The organism is Myxococcus guangdongensis, from assembly GCF_024198255.1.
Classification (GTDB): domain Bacteria; phylum Myxococcota; class Myxococcia; order Myxococcales; family Myxococcaceae; genus Myxococcus; species Myxococcus guangdongensis.
Genome location: NZ_JAJVKW010000013.1, coordinates 1 through 19,553, shown reverse-complemented (window position 1 = coordinate 19,553; position 19,553 = coordinate 1). Strand labels below are relative to the sequence as shown.

17 protein-coding genes are annotated in these 19,553 nt (G+C 67.9%); 10 read left to right on the top strand and 7 right to left on the bottom strand.

What is annotated here, in order from left to right:
- The first annotated feature begins 24 nt into the window (after positions 1-24).
- Positions 25-225: a hypothetical protein gene (locus LXT21_RS33025; RefSeq protein WP_254042198.1), complete on the top strand. Its 201-nt coding sequence runs from the start codon at positions 25-27 to the stop codon at positions 223-225.
- A 41-nt stretch (positions 226-266) separates the two neighbouring features.
- The gene (locus LXT21_RS33020) at positions 267-743 is read left to right on the top strand and encodes a YybH family protein (protein ID WP_254042197.1); all 477 of its coding nucleotides are present in this window, start codon (positions 267-269) and stop codon (positions 741-743) included.
- Positions 744-1,004: 261 nt separating this feature from the next.
- Here LXT21_RS33020 and LXT21_RS33015 read toward each other — a convergent pair whose 3' ends face one another.
- Positions 1,005-1,673 (bottom strand): hypothetical protein, encoded by a 669-nt coding sequence (locus LXT21_RS33015; RefSeq protein WP_254042196.1) that lies wholly within the window; start codon positions 1,671-1,673, stop codon positions 1,005-1,007.
- Between the two features lie 35 nt (positions 1,674-1,708).
- Here LXT21_RS33015 and LXT21_RS33010 point away from each other — a divergent pair, with 35 nt between their 5' ends.
- Positions 1,709-2,746 (top strand): AraC family transcriptional regulator, encoded by a 1,038-nt coding sequence (locus LXT21_RS33010; RefSeq protein ID WP_254042195.1) that lies wholly within the window; start codon positions 1,709-1,711, stop codon positions 2,744-2,746.
- Positions 2,747-2,854: 108 nt separating this feature from the next.
- Here the strand turns inward: LXT21_RS33010 and LXT21_RS33005 are convergent, their stop codons facing one another.
- The 5 genes from LXT21_RS33005 to LXT21_RS32985 form a co-directional block, all read right to left on the bottom strand.
- On the bottom strand, positions 2,855-3,547 hold the full coding sequence (locus LXT21_RS33005; RefSeq protein ID WP_254042194.1) for a helix-turn-helix transcriptional regulator: 693 nt from the start codon (positions 3,545-3,547) through the stop codon (positions 2,855-2,857).
- Positions 3,548-3,560: 13 nt separating this feature from the next.
- Positions 3,561-4,706 carry an epoxide hydrolase family protein gene (locus LXT21_RS33000; RefSeq protein WP_254042193.1) on the bottom strand — a complete coding sequence of 382 codons (1,146 nt, stop codon included), beginning with the start codon at positions 4,704-4,706 and terminating at the stop codon, positions 3,561-3,563.
- 118 nt (positions 4,707-4,824) lie between these two features.
- Complete coding sequence (locus LXT21_RS32995; protein WP_254042192.1) at positions 4,825-6,249, bottom strand: DUF1552 domain-containing protein; 1,425 nt, start codon at positions 6,247-6,249, stop codon at positions 4,825-4,827.
- A complete protein-coding gene (locus LXT21_RS32990) occupies positions 6,246-7,964 on the bottom strand; it encodes a DUF1592 domain-containing protein (RefSeq protein ID WP_254042191.1) in 1,719 nt (572 codons plus the stop codon). The genes LXT21_RS32995 and LXT21_RS32990 overlap by 4 nt, the downstream gene beginning before the upstream one ends.
- A 243-nt stretch (positions 7,965-8,207) precedes the next feature.
- Entirely contained in the window at positions 8,208-9,581 is a 1,374-nt protein-coding gene (locus LXT21_RS32985; RefSeq protein WP_254042190.1) for a hypothetical protein, read from the bottom strand.
- 419 nt (positions 9,582-10,000) lie between these two features.
- Here LXT21_RS32985 and LXT21_RS32980 point away from each other — a divergent pair, with 419 nt between their 5' ends.
- From LXT21_RS32980 to LXT21_RS32950, 7 genes are all read left to right on the top strand, one after another.
- A complete protein-coding gene (locus tag LXT21_RS32980; protein ID WP_254042189.1) occupies positions 10,001-11,425 on the top strand; it encodes a WD40 repeat domain-containing protein in 1,425 nt (474 codons plus the stop codon).
- A gap of 161 nt (positions 11,426-11,586) precedes the next feature.
- Positions 11,587-12,666 carry an SMI1/KNR4 family protein gene (locus tag LXT21_RS32975; protein ID WP_254042188.1) on the top strand — a complete coding sequence of 360 codons (1,080 nt, stop codon included), beginning with the start codon at positions 11,587-11,589 and terminating at the stop codon, positions 12,664-12,666.
- A 302-nt stretch (positions 12,667-12,968) separates the two neighbouring features.
- Complete coding sequence (locus tag LXT21_RS32970; protein WP_254042187.1) at positions 12,969-13,538, top strand: hypothetical protein; 570 nt, start codon at positions 12,969-12,971, stop codon at positions 13,536-13,538.
- Positions 13,539-13,846: 308 nt separating this feature from the next.
- The gene (locus LXT21_RS32965) at positions 13,847-14,449 is read left to right on the top strand and encodes a bacteriocin fulvocin C-related protein (RefSeq protein ID WP_254042186.1); all 603 of its coding nucleotides are present in this window, start codon (positions 13,847-13,849) and stop codon (positions 14,447-14,449) included.
- A 613-nt stretch (positions 14,450-15,062) separates the two neighbouring features.
- On the top strand, positions 15,063-15,398 hold the full coding sequence (locus LXT21_RS32960; protein ID WP_254042185.1) for a putative quinol monooxygenase: 336 nt from the start codon (positions 15,063-15,065) through the stop codon (positions 15,396-15,398).
- 417 nt (positions 15,399-15,815) lie between these two features.
- Positions 15,816-16,661 (top strand): helix-turn-helix transcriptional regulator, encoded by an 846-nt coding sequence (locus LXT21_RS32955; RefSeq protein ID WP_254042184.1) that lies wholly within the window; start codon positions 15,816-15,818, stop codon positions 16,659-16,661.
- A gap of 45 nt (positions 16,662-16,706) precedes the next feature.
- The gene (locus tag LXT21_RS32950) at positions 16,707-17,960 is read left to right on the top strand and encodes a hypothetical protein (RefSeq protein WP_254042183.1); all 1,254 of its coding nucleotides are present in this window, start codon (positions 16,707-16,709) and stop codon (positions 17,958-17,960) included.
- Positions 17,961-18,123: 163 nt separating this feature from the next.
- On the opposite strand, the gene LXT21_RS32945 is transcribed toward LXT21_RS32950, so the two are convergent.
- Positions 18,124-19,032, bottom strand: a complete 909-nt coding sequence (locus LXT21_RS32945; protein ID WP_254042182.1) for a carboxylesterase family protein — start codon at positions 19,030-19,032, stop codon at positions 18,124-18,126.
- Between the last annotated feature and the right edge of the window lie 521 nt (positions 19,033-19,553).

Genomic DNA, 19,553 nt, shown 5'->3' with positions numbered 1-19,553 from the left:
GACACGCTGTCGACAGGAGGTCGTATGAAGCAATTGGCAGGTGTTTTGTCTGTTCTTGCGGTCGTCGCGCTCTTCATGAAGGGCTTTGATTCGAATGGCGTGGTGTCGACGGCCGAGGCGGCCTCGAAGGCGACAACGACAGTCACGAAGACGTCGACGACGAAGGTGACGACAAAGACCGTGACGACAACGAAGACGGCGACCAAGACGGTGGCGCCGAAGTAAGGACGTCTCCCAAGCCCAACATCCACCGGAGCCCGAGGTCCATGAGCCACTATCGCCTTGCGTGGGTCGTCCTTGGCTCGATGCTGGTGACTGAGCCCATCCTGGCTCAGGGCACTCCTGCTCCCGCCGCGGCCGTGCACCTCCCCAATGTCGCACTGCCACCTGCGTTGGACCGCGTGCTGCGCGACTATGAGCGGGCATGGCGCGCGGGCGACGCGGCCGCGCTTGCATTGCTGTTCGCGGAGGACGGGTTCTTGCTGCAGAGCAATCGCCCGCCTGTCCGTGGTCGTGCGGCCATCCGAGCCGCCTATGAAGGGCAGGGCGGTGGTCCATTGCAACTGCGCGCGCTCGCGTTCGCCGCTGAAGAGACGAGCGGCTACATCATCGGCGCATACGGTTACGGCAACAAAGCCGACGACATGGGGAAGTTCACCCTCACCCTGCGTCGTGCACCCGGTGGGCCGTGGCTGATCGTCTCGGACATGGACAACGCGAACGCGCCGCCACGAAAGCAGTAGCTCCACGTCGCCTCCAGTCGCTGCGCCCCGTACCGCGAGGAGGAGCGCCCGCATCCGTTGCCCGTGGCACCCCACCCACTGGACTGCGACACAGCGCAGTGCAGCCTCTCCGGCAAGACGCCCTGGTGAGCGCCCGCATTCCGGCCCCGGGTCCCACCGGCGTCCGGCCGGGTTCGCAAGGGCAGCGGCAGGGCCCGCCTGTCCACGGTGCCGGAGCGCGCCTGCTCCTCGCGAGGACCGTTGGACGGACCGGCACGGGGCCTAGCGAAACGGCGCAAGATGGACATAGGTCACGTCAGCGTCCGTGGCACGGCCATCTCGCAGTGGGGGTACGCGTCCGCGATACGCCACGACCTGCTCGCCCGGACCCAGGCGGAACTCTATCGGTGAGACGGCTAGCGCGACGAAGAAGCTCGTCGCACGCATCTGGACGGTGTCGCCGGTCAAGGTCAGCTCGAAGGCGTACTCGCTGCCTCGGTCCCAGAAGACCAGGGGGACGGCCTGCCCCGCACGCAGCTCGCGCAGGTGGGTGCGCGCGAATCCGAACAGCGTCGGTCCGACGACGATGTTCGCATCCCCGCGCTCACCGCCCGCGAAGTGGTGTGCCTCGCCGCGTTGACCGTGGACTTCCTCGAAGGCAATCAGCCGACCGCCTTCGTCTTGTGTCGCCTGTTGCAGCACGACAGGCGTGTCGTCCGCGAACGTGATGTGCGTCGAGACGCGCTCACCGTTCGCACGCTCGAGGACGCGCCGTTCGTAGCGAAACGCAGGGATGGTGCTCCCTTCGGGCGTCACCGTCCCGATGTAGATCAACTCACCGTGGCTCGCGGCCGGTGTCGCCAGCCGCGCCGCCTGAAGGGGGGTGATGGATGCGTGCCCACAGCCCACGACACCGAAGAGAGCGAAGAGGAACGAATAGCGCCAGTTCATGTGAAGATGGTGCTGCACCCTGGGAGCCGCCAACAATGTCGCAGGCCGCCAAACCGCTGTCCGAGGGCGACATCGCCGCGTGCAACGTCCTGCCTGCGTTCGAGGCGTCGCTCCGGTTCGGTGCCACCGAGGACGAGCTGGCCGACCGGATTGGCTGGTGCCGGAAGGCGTTGCTCTTGCCTGACGCGCGGGTCAGCGGTGCGTCGACCTACCAGCACATGGAGCTGATGTTCGCGAAGCCCCGCTATGCCGAGTTCGTTATCGCCGCGGTCCGCGCCTATGACGTCAAGAGCCTCGGCGTCGTGGGCCTCGCGTGCAAGACCATGCCGAACATCGGCGTCGCCATGGCGTGTCATGCCCGATTCCAGAAGCTGACCAACCGCACCGCGACGTACGAGACCGGGCTCCGTGACGACGGTCTCTACATCCGTGAGCAGCGAGAGGACCCGAGTCTCGGTAGTGAGCTCATCTCCGACTACACCCTGCTCGTGGCCATCCGCCTGCTCTCCCTGCTGAGCGACGCCTCCATCCCCGTGCGGGCGATGTACAGCCGCCGGGCGCGGATGCCAGCGAGGGAGCGCGCTCTCTACGAGGAGACGCTCGGCGCGGCCGTGACGACGGGGGCCGCCCTCGCCGAGCTGGTCTTGGAGCCGGGGGTCCTGGCCCTTGGCGTGCGCAAGGCAGACGCGGAGATGGAGGGCTATTTTCGTGGGGTCCTCGAGAATGCCCTGCCAAGGTCAGACGAGGCCCCGAAGCTGCTCGTCTCGGTACAAGCAGCCATTCGTGACCACCTCCAGCAGGGAGCGCCGACCCTGAGCCAGGTCGCCCAGGTCATGGGCCTCGGCGAGCGCACGCTGCAGCGCCGTCTCAGCGAATTCGGAGTCGGCTTCCAAGCGTTGCTGGACGACACGCGCAAGACGCTGGCGGAAGGGTACCTGAAGCAGCCAGAGCTGACGTTGGCCGAGGTCGCATACCTGCTCGGCTTCGTCGAGCAGGCGTCATTCTTCCGGGCTTTCCGTCGCTGGTACGGCGTGACACCCCAGGCCTACCGGATGAGCATCGCGCCGCGGTGACACCACGTGACAGGCCGCGCAGGGCCGGCCGGGGGACCACACGAAGTGCGGGCGCGCCCCCGAAACGGGTGACGCGCAAGGAACCGCGCTTCGAGCAGGTGGCCGCGCTCAATCGGGATACAGCCGCTCCCATTCCTCCCGCCATTCCCGCGCCAGCACGGACCGGGGGCGGCCGTAGCGAGCCTCCGTCGCAGAGGCAGCGGTGATGCGGTCGACGCGGAAATGGCGGAAGGCCTGGCGCAGGCAGCACCACGCTGCGACGAGCTGTTTGCCCTCATGAAACGCGAGCTGCACCGGCCAGATGTCGCGCTGGCTCGGTTGGCCCTTCTCGTCGGCGTACACGATGAGGATCGCCTTCTCCTCGCGGATGGCCCGGCGCACCAGGCCGAGCACGGGGACGGGCGCCGCCCCGCCGCGCATCAGGATGGGCCACAGCCCGGTGTCGTTCATCCGGTCGCGCAAGTCCTCGGGCGAGGCGGTGGCAATCTTGGCCAGGGCATTGCGCGCCGCCCCGGCGAGGCCGGCATCCGGCTGGGCCTCGACCCAGCGGGAGCCGAGCACCAGCGCCTCGAGCTCCTCGGCCGTGAACATCAGCGGCGGCAGGAAGAAGCCCGGCTTCAGCATGTAGCCCACGCCCGCCTCGCCCACGATGGGTGCGCCAAGACCGATGAGCGTCCTCACGTCGCGATAGAGCGTGCGCAGGGACACACCCTGTTCCTCGGCCAGCGCCGCCGCGGTGACGGGGCGGCGGTGCCGGCGAAGGGCGTCCATGACTGCGAAGAGGCGTTCGGTCTTGTCCATGCGCGCCCGTGGCTCACCGGATGGTGCCATGGAACGCGCGGATATCGGCCGCGTAGTGCTCCGGAGCCTCGAGCGCCGGGAAGTGCCCGACCTGCCGCGCCTCGGTCCAGTGGACGAGGTTCTGCAGGTGCCGCTCGCCCCACGCGCGCGGCGCGGGATTGTCGACGTCGGCGGGCACCAGCACGCCCTGCTTGACGCCGTGGTGGGGCATCGGCGCCAGCAGCTCCTGGTCGGCGAAGGCCTCCTTGTACAGCCGGACCGATGAGCCAATCGTCTGGGTGAACCAGTAGACCGAGAGCAGGGTGCACAGGTCGTCGAGCGAATAGACGGACTCGAGCTGGCCATCCCGCAGCAGGCTGCAGCCGTGGAACTTCTCGAGGATCCACGACGCCAGGCCCGCGGGTGAGTCATTGAGGCCGACGGCGAGCGTCTGCGGCTTGGTCCCGTGGAGCATGATGTAGGCGCCCTGGGTGAGGTTCCACAGGTCGACGCGCCGGAAGTAGTCCACCTCCTCGGGCGTCGGCGCCTCCGGCCGCGGGTACCCCGAGAAGACGTTGAGGTAGTGCACCCCCAGGAGCCGGCTGGGATGGTTGCGGACCAGGCTGAAGCAGACCCCGGAGCCCAGGTCCGAGCACGCCACGAGGAACTTCTCATAGCCCAGCCGGGTCATCAGCTCGGCCCACAGATGACCCATGCGGGTCATGTTCATGCCCTTCTTCGTGGGCCGGCCCGAGAATCCGAAGCCCTGCAGCGAGGGGATGATGACGTCGAACGACACCCCGTCTCGCTCGGCCGTGAGCAGCGGGATGAGCGGCAGGAACTCGACGAAGTTCGACGGCCAGCCATTGGCGAGGACGATGGGAACGCGCGTCTGTCCCTGACCCGCCGCATGAACGAAGTGGACCCGCTCGCCGTCAATCTCCTCGATGAATTGCGGAATCGCGTTGAGGCGCTGCTCGGCGGCGCGCCAGTCGAAGCGCTCCGCCCAGTGGGTGACCAGGTGTCGGATCAGCTCGGCGTCGGTGCCATCGCCCCAGCCGACGCCTTCGACCGTCGAGGGGAAGCGAGTGGCCTTCAGCCGTGCTCGGAGGTCGTCGAGCTCGGCGTCGGAAATGGCCAGGGTGAATGGGGTCTGCGTGTGTCGCTTGGAGTTGTGCATCCCAAGGTTGTGCCCGAGGGGTGCTGACAGGGTGTGTCAGCAGTGTGAGGCTGCCCAGCTCCACGGACAGCGCTCGACGACCTGCTCCAGCGCACTGGAGCAGGCCGCCATCATCCACTCAGGCGATGAGCTCGGAGAGCACGCCCTTGGTCAGCGTCGGGTCGCCGAAGTCATCCAGGTTCCCGCCGGCCGCGTTCCTCAGCCCCACGGCGGAGCCAATCGTGTTCAGCATCCGGTTGTGGTTGGGATTGCCGCCGCCCGACGCCTCGACGTAGACGCCCTGCTTGAGGAAGCCATTGCAGCTGCCCGCCAGGACGAAGGGCACGTTGCGCGCCGAGTGCGCCGGCCCGTTGCCCAGGTCGTTGTACCAGACCGCCACGCCGTGCTCGAGGAGCCGCTTGCCGTCCGGCATCTGGTAGGCCGCCAGCTTGTCCAACAGGTGCTTGAAGGTGCTCGCGAACTGCACGTCCACGTGGTGATGCAGCACATCCGAGCCAGTGATGATGCCGCCGCTGGCGTCGTGCGACGTGCGACGGTGGGACACGTAATGGAAGTTCTCCATCAACTGCCCCGTGTCCGGGTGGCGGTAGCGCGTGTCGCCGTCGTTGCCGTTGCCCACCTGGATGACGGCCGCGCGGTTGGTGCCGCAGGCCATCGCCATCACGGCGATGTCCATGTGCAACCGGGCCGTGGCGAGCACCTCGGTGCCGTCCGTGCTGTCATAGCCGGGCGCCTGCTGCTGGAGCAGGAGCTCCTGGTCCGCGCGCATGCGGCAGCTCAGGGCGACCTCCAGGTCCCGCACGTTCGACAGGTGCAGGTCCACGCGCTCATGGTCCGACGCGCTCAGCTCGGGCCGCTGCTTGAGCGACTGGAGCTGGGCCTTCACCAAATCATTCACGCTGCGCTGCCGGACGAGGAGCTGCTCGCGAGCCTCGGGCGTCAGTCCTCCCGGGCCGCCAATCATCGTCTGGTACGCGTTCCACGGGTCATGCAGCGCGGCCCGGCGCACGTTGCTGCTCCGGTAGGAGAGGCAGGGCCCCCCGAGCCAGCCGCCACGCCGGCCCGCGTAGAAGACGAGCGAGTCGCGCTGCTGCGAGTTGAGCTCGCGGCCGATGCGGTGGTCGATGGACTCACCGCCGGACTCGGAGCCGCCGCCCGCGCCCTCGACCACGGGGCCCCGCGCGGTCAGCCCCTGCATGGCGCCGCGGGCGTGGCCGTCCCCGTAGTTGTAGTCCTTCATGTTGACGTTGCGCACCAGGAGCAGGTTCGCGCGGTGGTCCTTGAGCACATCCACGGCCCGCCCGGCCATGCTGTCCGCGGTGAGCGCCCCCAAGGTGCGCGGCCAGAAGCGCTCCGGCTCCGCGCCCAGCTCCGACGTCGTCTGGGCCGAGGCGACGCCGTTGGCCTGCCGGAAGAAGATGGCGTACGGCTGCGCCCCCGAGTCCGCCGCGCGGGCGGTCCTCGGCATCAGCCCCTCGAGGAACGGCAGGCTCAGCATCGTCCCGCCCAGGCCCTTCAACACCCACCGGCGACTCAGCTTCATGGCAGCTCCTCCGGGTGGCGATTCACGAAGCCCTCGCTGGTGACGACCTCCACCACGAGGTCGACGATGGACAGGTTGCCCGCTTTCGACAGCTTTCCGAGCCGCTCCACCAGCGGCGCATCCTCGTGCGCGGACGGACGCCCGTGGAGGTACTCCACCCAGTGCTTCGCGTAGCACGCATGCACCGACTCATTGGCCGCGAGCGCGTCCGCCAGGTCGAGCGCGTCGCGCACCGGCACCGTCTCCCCGTTGATGTTGGGCGTCGAGCTGGCGTCCACCGGATGTCCGTTGTCCGTGGTGCGGAAGCCGCCGATGGCGTCGAAGTTCTCGAACGGGAAGCCGAGCGGGTTGATGAGGTGCGTGTGACAGCTGGCGCACGCGCTTCCCGGCGCTTCGGTGTGCGAGGTGACGACCTCTCGATTGGTGCGGCCCTGGGGGGCGGGGAGCGGCGGGATGTTGGCCGGCGGCGCGCCAATCTTCCGGCAGATGATGCGCTCGGAGATGTAGACGCCGCGGTGGATGGGGTCCGGGTCCACCGACGTCGCGTGCGAGGCCAGGAAGCCCACCTGGGTGAGCACGCCCTTGCGCTCGCGCGAGTCGAGCGTCACGGGGACGAAGTCGGCGGTGAACGCGCCGCTCAGCCCGTAGACGCGCGCCAGCTCGTCGTTGACGAAGGTGGCCGGCGAGGTGAGCAGGTCGCTGTAGCCGCCCTTGCGGGAGAAGACGACGTCCTGGACGAAGAGGCTCGTCTCCCGGGCCGCGTACTCGCCCAGGCGCTCGGTCACTTGCGGGTAGCGCGTGAGGGAAGGCCGGATGGCGGCATAGCGGGGCACGTCGAAGAGGGTGCGGTGGAAGGCCTCCACCACCTTGTTCGAGCGCGCGTCCTGGAGCATGCGCCTGGCCTGGGTGGCGACGCCGTCGCGCGAGTGCAGGGTGCCCTCGCTCGCGGCGGCGAACAGGGCGTCGTCCGGCATGGCGTTCCACAGGCCGTAGCTCAGCCGCGAAGCCACTTCGTAATCGTCGAGCGGCACCCGGTCCTGCACGGCCTGGGTGCTGCGCTCCACGCGGTAGAGGAAGTGGGGCGACTGGAGGAAGGCTTCGATGACCAGCCGGAGGCCGCCCTCGAACGCCGCCATGTCCGCGTAGGCCTGGGGCCCCTTGCGGTACAGCCCGAGGTAGCTCTCCACCTCCTCGGACGTCAGCGGGCGCCGGTGCGCGCGCAGGCCGAAGGACTCCACGAAGGCGCGGGCGCGCGCTTCGCCGGAGGCGGTCGACGAGGGCACCAGGCGCGCGAGCTTCGTCGCGTCCGTCGTCACCTGGCTGGCGAGCTCCGCGGCGGCGCGCTGGTAGGCGCCCCAGAGGGCCTCGTCGACGGAGAGGGCGCGCGCGTCGTTGTCGAAGAGGAAGCCGCTCTGGGCGGGGTCCGCGCGGAAGGTGCCCGCCAGCGTGGTGGGCGGCGCGTCCAGCCGGAGCAGCTCCTGCACGCTGTGGGTCCACTGCACGTGCGTCAGGCGCGCCATCCGCACGGACGGGGCGGGCTTCTCGATGGCGGTGGGCGGGGGATTACCGGGGCCGGGGCCAGGGCCAGGGCCAGGGCCTCCACCGGGGCCCTCCGGGTTGGAGAGGGTTCCTTCGCAGCCAGCAGCCCCGCTCAAGAGCAACCCGAGCACCACCGGGCGCCACCACCGTCCCCGCTCCGCTGGCTCTCGTGACAACCGTTGTGACCACATCCTCGGCACGAGCGCCTCCATGATTGGGAGACATACCAATCAGATGGATGACGCGTTCCTGTCAATGTAGCCGCGACGCGCACGCATCGGTCGAATGGCCCGATGACACGGATACTGAAAAACTCGTGTCACGCGTGCATGCGCGTCTCAATTTTCATGCGGGCCTCGCGTGAAAGTGTGGAGGAGGCGCCACAGGCGTGGGGGACAGCCCCCCTCAATGCGCCGGTGCTACAGCCTCACGTACAGGCCGAGCTGACCGCTGAAGTACAGGTCCTTGGCGCCGCCAGCGAAGACCGGGGCTCCCTCCGCGGCGTCGGCGGTGAAGGAGTAGCTGCGCACCTCTCCGCCCATCCGCAGCCCCAGGATACGCGTCAGGGCGAACTCCACGGCGAGCTCGCCATCGATGCCGGAGCCGCTCAGCTCCGGGAGGTAGTTGTCCGAGGACAGCTCGCCGCCGCTCAAGACGTGCTGGTAGCCCACGCGCGCGGCGATGGCCCAGCGTTCGTTGAGCGCCTTGCGCAGGCCCAGCTCCACGTGCGCGAAGCGGTAGTCCACGTCGGGCAGGGCGAAGGTGCTCTCCGGCGGGAGCTCCACCGCGAAGGAGTGGGTACCGTACAGCGCGCCCACGGAGAGCTCCAGCCACCGCAGCGGCAGGCGGAAGCGCAGGCCTCCCTCGATGAGCTGCGCGGTGGTGGCGTGACTGGAGCCATCCGGGAGCCGCGTGGACAGCCCGATGGAGCGTGAGCCCCGCGCGATGAGCCCCAGGTTGTGCACCATCCCATCCGTGAAGTGGGAGAGGGGGAAGTAGCTGACAGCGAGGCCCGCGGCGGCGGCGCTGTTGAGGCTGTAGTCGGGACGCTCGCTGGCGTTGCTGCCCGAGAAGTTGAAGCGGCGGAAGAGCCCCTGTCCGGACAGCAGCGCCTCCAGGATGGGGCCGTCCAGGTTGCGAGGGCTGGCGGCCTTCGGCTCGGGCTGCACCACGGGCGGCTCCTTCTTCGTCACGGTGGGCGGAGGAGGCTTCACGACCGCCTGGCGAGGTGCCTCCGCGATGGGGGCAGGGGGCGCGACCTCCGGCTCGGAGACAGGCGTCGGAGGCGTGACGGCGGTGGGTGGGAGGCTCTGCTGCGGGCCTTCCTTCAGGGCTGTTCCCAGCTTGGGCTCGAGCTCGCGCCGGACTTCGGGGAAGGCGCGGTTCGTGCGGACGTCCCAGCGCTCCTCCGCGAGGAGGGAGCCGTCCTGACCGGAGTAGGCGCGGACCTCCACGTCCCAGCGCTTGGTCCCCTTCACCGAGGAGAGGATCAGGATGTCCGCGCCGAGCTTCTTCGCCAGGGCCTGCCGCTGCTCATCCGTCTTCGGACCGCCGCGGATGAGCTTCACCTGGGCATCGACCTTCTTCGCGGGCAGCACCACGCGCCCGCGGCCCTTCTTGCCCAGCTCCGCCGTCAGCACCTTGCGCAGGGCCTCCGCCTGGCTGCCCTCGGGGCGCAGCACGGCGACCTTGGTCTGCTGCGCCTGCTTCCTCTTCGCCTGCGCGGCCTCGGCCGGGCCGTACGACACGACCAGCGAGAGCACCAGCACCACCCATCCCGCGATGCGGCTCACAGGGCCACCTCCTGGGAGCGGACAGACGAGGTGGAAGCGGCGGGGAGGGGGGGGACGAAGTGACGGGAACGCATGGGGGCTCGGCTTCCAGTGTCGAGTCGGGGGATGCTCGGCCCTAAGCAATCGAGGGGCCAACATCCCGGAGCTTATCTCGGCGGACGCGCGTGGAACCAGATGATGATGCCGAGCGCCAAGGCAGTCTTCGTGGACTCACGCGGAGGGATGGCCCTTTCGTGGTCCCGCTCCGTCTTCGAGGACGTGACCGCCGAAGAATGCATGCCCTTGCCAGGGCGCCACGGACGAGGACGGCTCCTTCACCCTGGACAGCGTGGCGCCCCGCGCGTTCGATGTCCTGGTGAGTACCGGCCATCACGCGACGGTGAGCGTGCCGGTGGAGGCCCACCCGTGAGAGGCGCACCGTGAAGCAGGACAGACACCTTCACAAGCCGAGGACGAAGCTCGAGGGCCACTCCACGCCCATCCTCGCCGCGGACTGGCTTCCGGACTCGTCCCGGCTCGTCTCGGCGGCGGCGGAGGACTCCACGGTCCGCGTATGGGACGTCGCGACCTCGCGGACCGTGTCGACGCTCACGGTCGCCGAGGGGCTCAACAAGGTCCGGCTGTTCCCGTCGGGGGACCTGCTGGCCGCGACCTTCGAGGACAAGGTCGCCCGGGTGTACGCGCTGGGTTCTGGCAGGGTGCTGGAGAGCGCACCCCTGGCGGCGCGTCCCATGGCGCTGGTGGTCTCTCCGGACGGCGCTGTGTACTGGGCGGGCTCCGCCACCCGTGGCGACGTGGTCTGGTCGTGGACGCCGGGCTCGACTCCGAAGCCGCTCCTGAAGGACGTCCACGCCTTCGAGCCGTCCTGTGGCCTGTCGCTCTCCGACGACGGGACGAAGCTGTGGTGCTTCTTCGAGTGGGATCTCGTGGTGCTCGATGCGCGGACAGGACAGGAGCTCTCGAGGTTCAAGGGAGATCGAGACGTCGCCATCGGGCCGGGCTTCGTGCTGCCGACCGGGCCTCGCGTGGTGGGTGTGAAGTCACCTCTCAACCGGGATGATGACCCGGTCCGGCCACGCCTCTACAGGTGGGACCACGAGACCGGCAGGGCGGACTGGATCTCGGAGATCCTGTCGTATGGCCACGGGCAGGGAACGGTGCTGGCGATGGCTCGCAGCACGCGCTGGCTCGCGACCGGCGGCCGGGAGGGCGTGACACTCGTTTCGAGCCGTAGCGGGCGGGTGCTCGGGGTGCTGCCATGTGAGGGGTCCGCGTGGGACGTCTCCTGTCTGAGCGTGTCCCCGAATGACCGCTTCGTCGCGGTGGGCACCTCGAAGGGCGACCTGGTCGTCCACGACCTCGGCGGCGCGGACCTCGAAAGTGATTGGGCGGTGCCGGGCATTCCCACGCGCTCGCGCAGAGGCAATCGGCTCCTGCTGCGGCTGCAGAAGCGGCCGGGACTGTGGCTCCGGGTTCACGCGAATGGCGACTTCGAGAAGGCCGAAGGCGATGCCCGCACCGACTCGGCCATCATGCCTCTGGTCGCCCAGGGAGAAGAGGCGGCCGTCGGCGCTTCCTTCCTCGCCTCGGAGCTCCGCAGGCGCCTCTGGTCGTGCGACCTCTCTCGGTCTTTGTTCTCGAAGAGGGCTCATGCCGTGCAGGTCTTCAACGGAACCGACCTGCTCGTCGAGGGCGTTATCGGCATCGAGGGCTCCGAGAACGACCTTGGCTTCGACAGCCTCCCAGACAGTGTCGGGGAGCGGGTCGAAGGAGAGCTCAGCGCGCGGAACATCCTCGATGGCATCAAGGGCCTGCTGTCGCAGCTGCCGGGCGACTGGGATTGATTCGCTTCAGAGGCTCGCTCTCGAGCCAGGTCTCCCGAGCCCCGATGACGAGGAGTACCCAGGGCTCGTAGACTTCCGGCAGCACTTCGGGTGGACGCTGCCGCTCACTGTCGACGCCCGTCATGCCAAGGCGCAATCACCTGCCGTGCGGAGAGCGTATCATGGAAAGTGGAGACGGCCGACGCGGGCATGTCGTGGTCGAGAAGTTGTGCGCCTTCGTCGCGGAAGGTGCACATCGCGGCATGGTATTGGAAGCGCAGAAGAAGGCGCCGAAGGGCCTCGAGCTGGGCACTGCGACGACGCGTGTCGGACGTTGGCTGAAGGGTGCGCCCTTCAAGGTGTTGGTGCCCGACTTCGTGCCGGCGTCGTATCGCCTGTTCCTCCAGATGCATGGGTCGCTGACCTGGCTCGCGCCGGACACCGACGCTCCCGAGGGTGCGTTCTCGTTGCAGAACACCGGCGCGTGGACGCTCGTCGACTTGCCGGATGCCAACGGTTGCATCGATCTCCACGAGCTTGCGGGTGAAGAAGCGTCGGAGCACCTGTGGGTCTTTCACGATGGCTACAGCGACAGCTTCGCGTTCGACGCGCGCGTGAAGAACGAGCGCGGTGATGCGCTCGTCATTCGCTTCGAAGACCATCATCTGATGCAGCCGTTCGAAGAGCGTGAGCTCGAGACGCTGGGGACGTTCGACGACTGGCTCGCCGCGCGGGTCGACCACTTCATCGCGTTGCTCCAGGACCGCGCGCCGCGCCCGAAGGTGAAACAGCTCGTCGAGGTGCCCGCCGATATCACGGTTCCCGTTGAGCGCGCACACGATGAGAAGGCGTTTCACCTGGCGTTGATGCGCGGGCTCCAGCAGGTCGCCGCCGGAGATCTACCGGGCGCGCGCGCAACCGCGAAGAAGCTGCTGTCGATGAGCGGCTCGCTTTACGCGTTGTCACTCGCGCTCGACGCGAGCGAGGACCCCGAGGAGCGGCGTCGTCTCGGCTGGCAGATGCTCGCGAGCTGCCGCGCTGGCACCAGCCGACTGCACGCCGACTACCTCAAGTTGTACCGACAGCGCTCCGCCACCGTGCTCGCCGAGCTCGCGCTGTCGCAGCCGACGTTGGTGTCGATGGACGACGCGAAGCTGCTCATCGTCGAAGCGAGGGCCGTGCGGGTCGGCAAGGACGAACAGACCGCGATGACCGGTGCGTGGGACACCGTCGCGGTCGCGAAGCGCTTGGAGTCGAAATGAGAGCCTTGTATCTCGTCGTTCACCCTCACCGCGAAGGTGCTTGGTGCGCCGCGGCCCACCAACGTGACGCTGCCTGAGCCTGACGACAGCAACCTGGTGGCTCCCCTGAAGCAGCACGCTTGGTGTTTTTGCTCCTCGGCATCGCCGGCACGGAGCGCTGATTCTGTACGCTCCGCTCTTGGTTTCGATCGTGTCCAAAACCAAGCACTCGGTATTTCTGCTGGATTGACCGAGCCAGGTATTCCCCCGACCTTCCGTCGCGCAGCAATCAACATCGGACGGAGGATTCAATGGTCCGTAGCTTGTTGGTGGCCCTGGTTTGTATCGGAGTGATTGCGCACGCTGAAGAGCAGAACAAAGGGGCTGGCCCCGCTCCCAATCAGGCAGTGAAGCCAGTGAAGCACCAGGATGAGCCCACCAAGGCCGCTCCTGTGACCGAGACGCTAGGCCCTGAGACGAAGCAGCCCTCCAACAAGAAGGCGTATAAAGGGCCTTCTCCAGAGGTGGCTGCCAAGATGGAGGCCCTGCTCAAGCAGCCTCGCGTCGAAGGGGACACGCAGTCGTGTATCGAGTCGGGTTACATGGGCGCGGCGGATTCAGTGCTCGTTGCGAATATGTACCTCTCGAATTGTGCATTCATCAGTCGCTCCAACAGCGGCTTCCCCGAGCGCAAGTATACATTCAATTGCTGTGCCTCGAGCGCCGTCATTCGTGTCAATCAGACCGACTGGAACAACCTGAGGAATCAAGGCAAGTTGGATGGACTCCGCTATCAGCAGATTTTCTGGGATGGGAATTCCTACAGTGTTTCGCATAAGAGGATGAAGGGCTCTGGTCCAGAGGAGATCTCCACCCAGCAATATCTGCCTTGAGGGGTGCGCGGTCATAAGTCCGAGGCCGCATCGTGATGACCGAGTCCCAGGCCTGGGGCTCCCGTGGCCACTCTCGGCCCGCACGGCCGCTGTCCGCGGCGTGTGAGGGCTTGCCTCCGCAGACGGTGTCGAGCCCGGCCGCACGCGGAAGCCGCCGGGTACGCCCCGGTGCTCCACCTCGCCCTTCGCCTCCACGGGCACGGCGGAGAGATTATTTTGGGACGCGTGATGGCGCAGTCCCTCTTCCCGTCCGAGCTCCCAGCGGAATTCCCGGTGGGGTGACTCGTGTACGGAAAGGAAGACACATCGTGAAAGGCACGCTACTGTCTCTCGGAGTCGCGCTTCTGGCGGTTGCAACGCTGCTGGCGCCGACGTCGGCGTCCGCGGAAGACTCGTGCGAGGCGGCACAGAAGCAGGTTCAGGACTGGGTCAATGCCCATGCAGGAAATCTCCCGACAGAGCTGAAGGACCTGAGCCACCTCCCAGTGGCCTATCGAAAGGCCGTCGTCGCGGAGCTCTCACCTGTCAAAAAGGCGTCGCTCTGGCGTGAGCATCTCAGCCAGTACGCCGCCTCCCATCCGAACCTCTCCAGGCCGCAAGTCGCGGCCCTGAAGTCCGCGCTCGCGCTGATCACTCCCGAGCTCTTCACCCAGGAGGAGCATCCGAGCCTCGCCCTCATTGGAGCGCAGATCCGGGATGCCTTTGGAGCAGAGGAAGCCATCGCCATCGTGGCCACGCTGGGGCCCGTGGAAGCACCCGCGGATGCTCCGCCAGGATTGGCGCCGCTGTGCCAGTGCAGCAGGGTGAGTCAGTACTGTGGGAACAACACGTGCCGGGCCTACTCGTGCAAGGTGCAGACCAGTGGATGCGGGACCTTCTATCAATTTCGCTGTGACGGCCTCTGTGGGTGATGTGAGGACACGGCCAACCTAGCTCCAACGCTCGAAGGTCGCTTTCAAATGAGCAAGCGCGACGGTTCATCGTCGCGCTTGCTCTCCAGCTGAGTGGCGCGGAGCGAGCTGGAGACGTGCTTCCGTACGACGGAGGCGCGCCGCCTGCGTGACAGATGTCAGGCGGCGTGGATGGCCGCCCGGGGCCATCCCCCGCGGCAGATTGCCGGGGACCTGCGGACGACGACACGCGACATCCAGCGCTTCCTGGCCCGCTCCGAAGCGCTGGCGCCCACCCTGCCGCAGCCAACATCCTGTCACCGACCGGAAGCGCTGCCGCGAGCGCCGTCACTTCCGGGACGCCCAGCTGACCCGTCCGGTGGGAGGCATCTCCGTCCGCGATCAAATCGGACTCGTGCATCCGTCACCCTTCTCCAGGGAGTCGTCCCCGCACCGGACGCCAGCGCAGGACCGAACCTGCCCGCGCCAGACTCAGGACGCTGCGCCATGTGTGCGTCAAGAGGATGCCGCGGGAAGGGCGGCTCCACGGGCCTGCGTTCGTTGACGACTTCGAGTCTGTCGGATGGTACGACGAACGCCATCCCTCGGAATGCAGCCTGTGCAGGAGCGTCGAATGAGCCTTCTGGTGATTTGTGAGTTCAAGACACGGACCGGTGGGGAGACGGAGTTCCTCCGAGCGGCGCGGGCATTGGCCTCGGTCGCCGCGACCGAGCCGGGGACATTGCGCTACCAGTGGTTCACCACGCAGAAGCCCGGTCACTATTCGATCATCGAGGAGTACGTGGACGCTGACGCCGCCGAAACACATAACAACCATGTGGGCGCGCTGCTCCGGGACCTCTTCGCGGTGTCGGACCTGGTGTCGATATCGTTCTTCGGGGAACTCAACGCGTACTTGCGCGAGTGGGCGACCGGGCGTGAGGGGGTCGCGGTCAACGTCGCGTTGTGACGTCGGTCTCGTGCCACGGGCCCGCCTCGCGCATTGCCGACCTGCGCTGGCGACCCTGTATGGATTCAGCCCTGTCGAAGAGGGGCGCCGGCGCGCCTTCCATGGCGTTGGCTGTCGCAGGTCGAGCAATGCGGCCGAGACACGCCGGGATTCGTCTCGGAGCGTCTGCGCCGCGCGAAGAGGCCGAGGATACCGAGTCACGGGGCCCCGCTGCGCGCGGGACCTGGGATGAGCGAAGCCCTGTCCCGGTGGCCTCGTGGCCCATCGCGGCCGGCCTGACCCGCGTCCTCTCATTGCGTTGTCGCGCCAGGTTGCCGCCCGAAAGCAGTTTCGCCCGGCGGTGCGGCGCGCTCGACCTGGGCTCGAGGATGGCGCCTGGCGATTGCAATCGATTCACGGGCTGGGCATAGGGACTTCGTGCCCTCCGCACCCGTCCTTGGATTTGGTCGCTATCTCGGCACGCCGCTCCAGCGCCTGGAGGTGGCAGGGCTCGTCCTGACGGAGAGCACCTATCCTCCCGACGTCGTCCTCCCCCGGCACCGGCACCAGCACGCGGGCTTCCGGCTCACGCTGGAAGGCGGCTTCACCGACGTGTTGGAACGACGTGCCCGGGAATGTCCTCCCAGGTCGGTGGCCTTTCAGGAACCCGAGGTCGCCCACGAGCAGCGCATCGCCGGTCGGCTCACCCGCACCTTCAACGTCGACTTCTCCGAGTCGGTCTGGCGGTCGCGCTACCCCCTCGTCTCCCGGCTGGACAGCCGGATGGAGCTGACGTCGGCGCGACTGTCCTCGTTGACCGCGCGCCTCTATCAGGAGTTCCGCAGCGGGGATGACCTGGCGGCGCTGGCCATCGAAGGGCTGGCGTTGGAGCTGCTGGCCGAGGCCGTGCGCGCCACGGTGCCCCCGAAGGCGTCGGTCCCTCCCGCGTGGCTCGCACGGGTGCGGGAGTCGCTCGATGCGGTCCGGGGGCCGCCTCCCACGCTCGCGCAACTGGCTCGCGAGGCGGGGGTGAGCCCCACGCAACTGGGTCGCGGCTTCCGCCAGTTCTTTCAGTGCACCCCCGTCGACCACCTGCGCCGCTCCCGACTGGAGCGCGCCAGCCGGGCACTGCGAGAGACGGCGCAGCCCCTCAGCGTCATCGCGCTGGAGGCGGGCTACTGCGACCAGAGTCACATGACGCGCGAGTTCAGCCGCCGCCTCCACCTGACCCCGGCCGAGTACCGGCGGCTGCTCGCGGGTCGCTCGTTTCGTCCAATGGGATGAGTTCTGTCCAAGACGTCCTCGCGCGGACGGGGCAGCTTCCGCGCCATGACTCCGGACCCGCTCGCTTCCCCCGTTCCCGCCCCGACCTCCGACTCCCGCCGGGGCCTGCCCGCCGTGGCCCTCGTCGCCACGCTGTGGCTGGCATCATCCGGCTGCGCATCACGGCAGGTGGTCCCCACCTCTCCCGCGCCGGCCGTCACTCGCGTGGAGGCCAGACGCACGCACTGGGTGCTGCGTCCCTCCGAGGCCTACGACGCCCTCTGCCTGCTGAACCTGCTCCGTGGTGACGCGTTCTACACGCGGTTCTATCCTGAGGAGTTTGAGCGCTTCTCCGCCCTGCTCGAGCCCGGGGAGAAGGCCGCGCTCGCGCACCTGACCGAGCGGATGGGAAAGCAGGCCGGGAAGATGGTGGGGCCCTACCTGACGCTCGTCTTCTCCGTCACGGGCGCCACCACCGTGGAGGGCCTGTCCAGGACGGTGTCGGACGATGCCGCCTGGACGGCGATGCGCCGGGACTTCCAGGCGACGAGCTACAGCGAGGACTCCGACTTCACCGAGATGGAGGACGTGCGCCAGGACCTGGGCGTGCTGTTCGCCTTTCTCCAGCGCATTGGCTTCTCGCGCATCTGGCGCGCGGAGTACCTGCCCCAGGTCGAGCAGGCCATCGCGCAGCTCGGCGTCCAGGTGGCGCCCCATGACGTGGTGGGCTGGGACGAGGACGTCCTCGGCCGGGCGCTCCACGTGGAGGAACTCAACGCCCACGTGCTGAAGTTCGCCAAACCCCACGGCATCCGGGTGACGGGCTGGAACTTCCTCACCGACCTCACCTACCCGCTGAGCGTCACGGTGAAGACGGCCGTCCACGAGCTGCTCCACCCGCCGTTCAAGCGCGAGGGCGCCATCGACGCGCGGTTGACGGCCTTGGAGGCGGACCCCTACTTCCAGCGACTGGTGCGCGAGCACGACCCGGCGTTCGGCTACACCACCGCCAAGGGGCTGACGGAGGAGGACTGCGCCGAGGCCATCGACGTCTTCGTCAGCGAGCGCCAGGGTCTGCTCCGCGCGAGGGATGGCAAGCCGCTCACGGGCGCGGCCTTCTTCCGCGACCACGACGATGGAATGCACGTGTTGGCCTACGTGCTCTACGAGGAGCTTCGGCGAGCGGACTTCTCCCGGTGGACGACGTACGAGGACTTCCTGCTGAAGCTGTTCAACTCAGGCGTGCTCGTGCCCGGAAAGCTGGAGCAGCGATTCCGTTCCTACTCCGGCAGCTATCCCGTGAAGGCGTTGAAGGATTAGGCCCTCGGGCGCACGCCGCGAAGAGACAGGCGCGCAGCCGCCTCGGCCCATCTTCGAGCCGGGCCGGGCGCGCCTGTCTCACGCGCTGCTGGAAGTGGCGTTGACGCGCTCATGACGTGGCAGCCGACTCATCCCGGCAGGAGCGCGTCCAGTGCACCCCGTGTCAGCGGTGCTGTGCGAGCAGCCAGTCCCAGAACGCGTAGTTGTCATACTGCTGGGTCCAGCAGTCGTGCGCGGTGCCGGGCAGCACGGTGAAGCGCGCGATGGCGTTCCCGGTGGCCACCACGCCGGGCTGTGACGTCCAGGCGGGGCTGCTGGCGCCCGGGAAGAGGTATGTCACGGTCTGGGACGGCGCTGGCACCTGGAGCGATTGACTCAGGCCGTAGTTCTTCGTCACGCCCGTCAACCAGGAGCGGTCGGCGGTGTACGAGAGGCTGTCCCCGTACGAATGCACCGCCCACACGGGCACGTTCTTCAGTTGGGTGATGGTGGGGCCCGGCGCACCGATGCTGGTGGCCATGGGCGCCAGCGCGGCCAGCCGGCTGCCGTAGGTATACGCGTAGCGCCAGGCTCCGTGGCCTCCGGCGCTGATGCCCGTCAGGTAGATGCGCGTCGTGTCCACGCGGTAGTTGGCGACGAGGAAGTTGATGAACGTCTCGATGTCCGCCGCCGGCCAGCTCGTCGGCGCGCGCGGCGCGAAGACCATCACCTGCCGCTGTCCGAAGTACGCCTTGCCCTGGCTCGTGAAGTGGATGTTCCTCAGCGCCCCGTGGCGGGTCACCACGTTCAGCAGGTCCGCCTCCGTCGTCGAGGTGCCGAACTCCCCCATCCCGTTCAGGTGGACGACGATCGGGTAGTGCGTGGCGGACGTCAGGTAGCCGGGTGGCAGGTATTCTCCATAGGCGAAGACCGCCCCGGTGCTCGCGGGCAGTCGAGCCACCACCTGGTCCTCGGTGGTGGGGGTGAGCCCCGCCTTGGCTTCACCCCACGCCTCCGCATCTGCCTCCTCGAAACCGCCCCCGCAGGCGACGGCGCCCATCACGAGGGTCAACGCAATCCATTGCATCCGCATGGTGTCCTCCCGGTCTGTGGTTGATTCACCGAGAGTCTGCGTTGTTCAGTGGAGATAGGGAAGTCGTGTCAGCCCTCGGGCCTCAGTGGAACGGCCCCAGGACCTCGAAGGTGATGCCCTGGCTCTGCTGGGGGCTCACGCCGCTGTCCTGCCCGTACCGTTCGAGACTGGCTTCGCCTGGAGCGGCGCGGTGGCCCGACGTTCGGGCGCTCTGCCGCAGGGACAACATCGCTTCGGCAGACGGAACGAACTGACGAAGCCCCTCGCTCGCATGGCTCACTCGCGTTGACGCAAGGTGTGGAGTGGCCTTGACGCCCCCATGACGCGGCGGCCGGATTGGGGAGGCATCGATGTTTGGACGGGCCCGTAGGCACTCCCGGGAGTGCACTCTCCTTCTAAACCGAGGTTCGTCATCGGCGATCCCTTTACGGACCCGATGGGAGTAGCGGGACCAATCTACGGAAGGAGTCCTCTCGGTGGATGTCGAGCGTTCGCACTTCCGAGAGAACCTCCTCCATGAA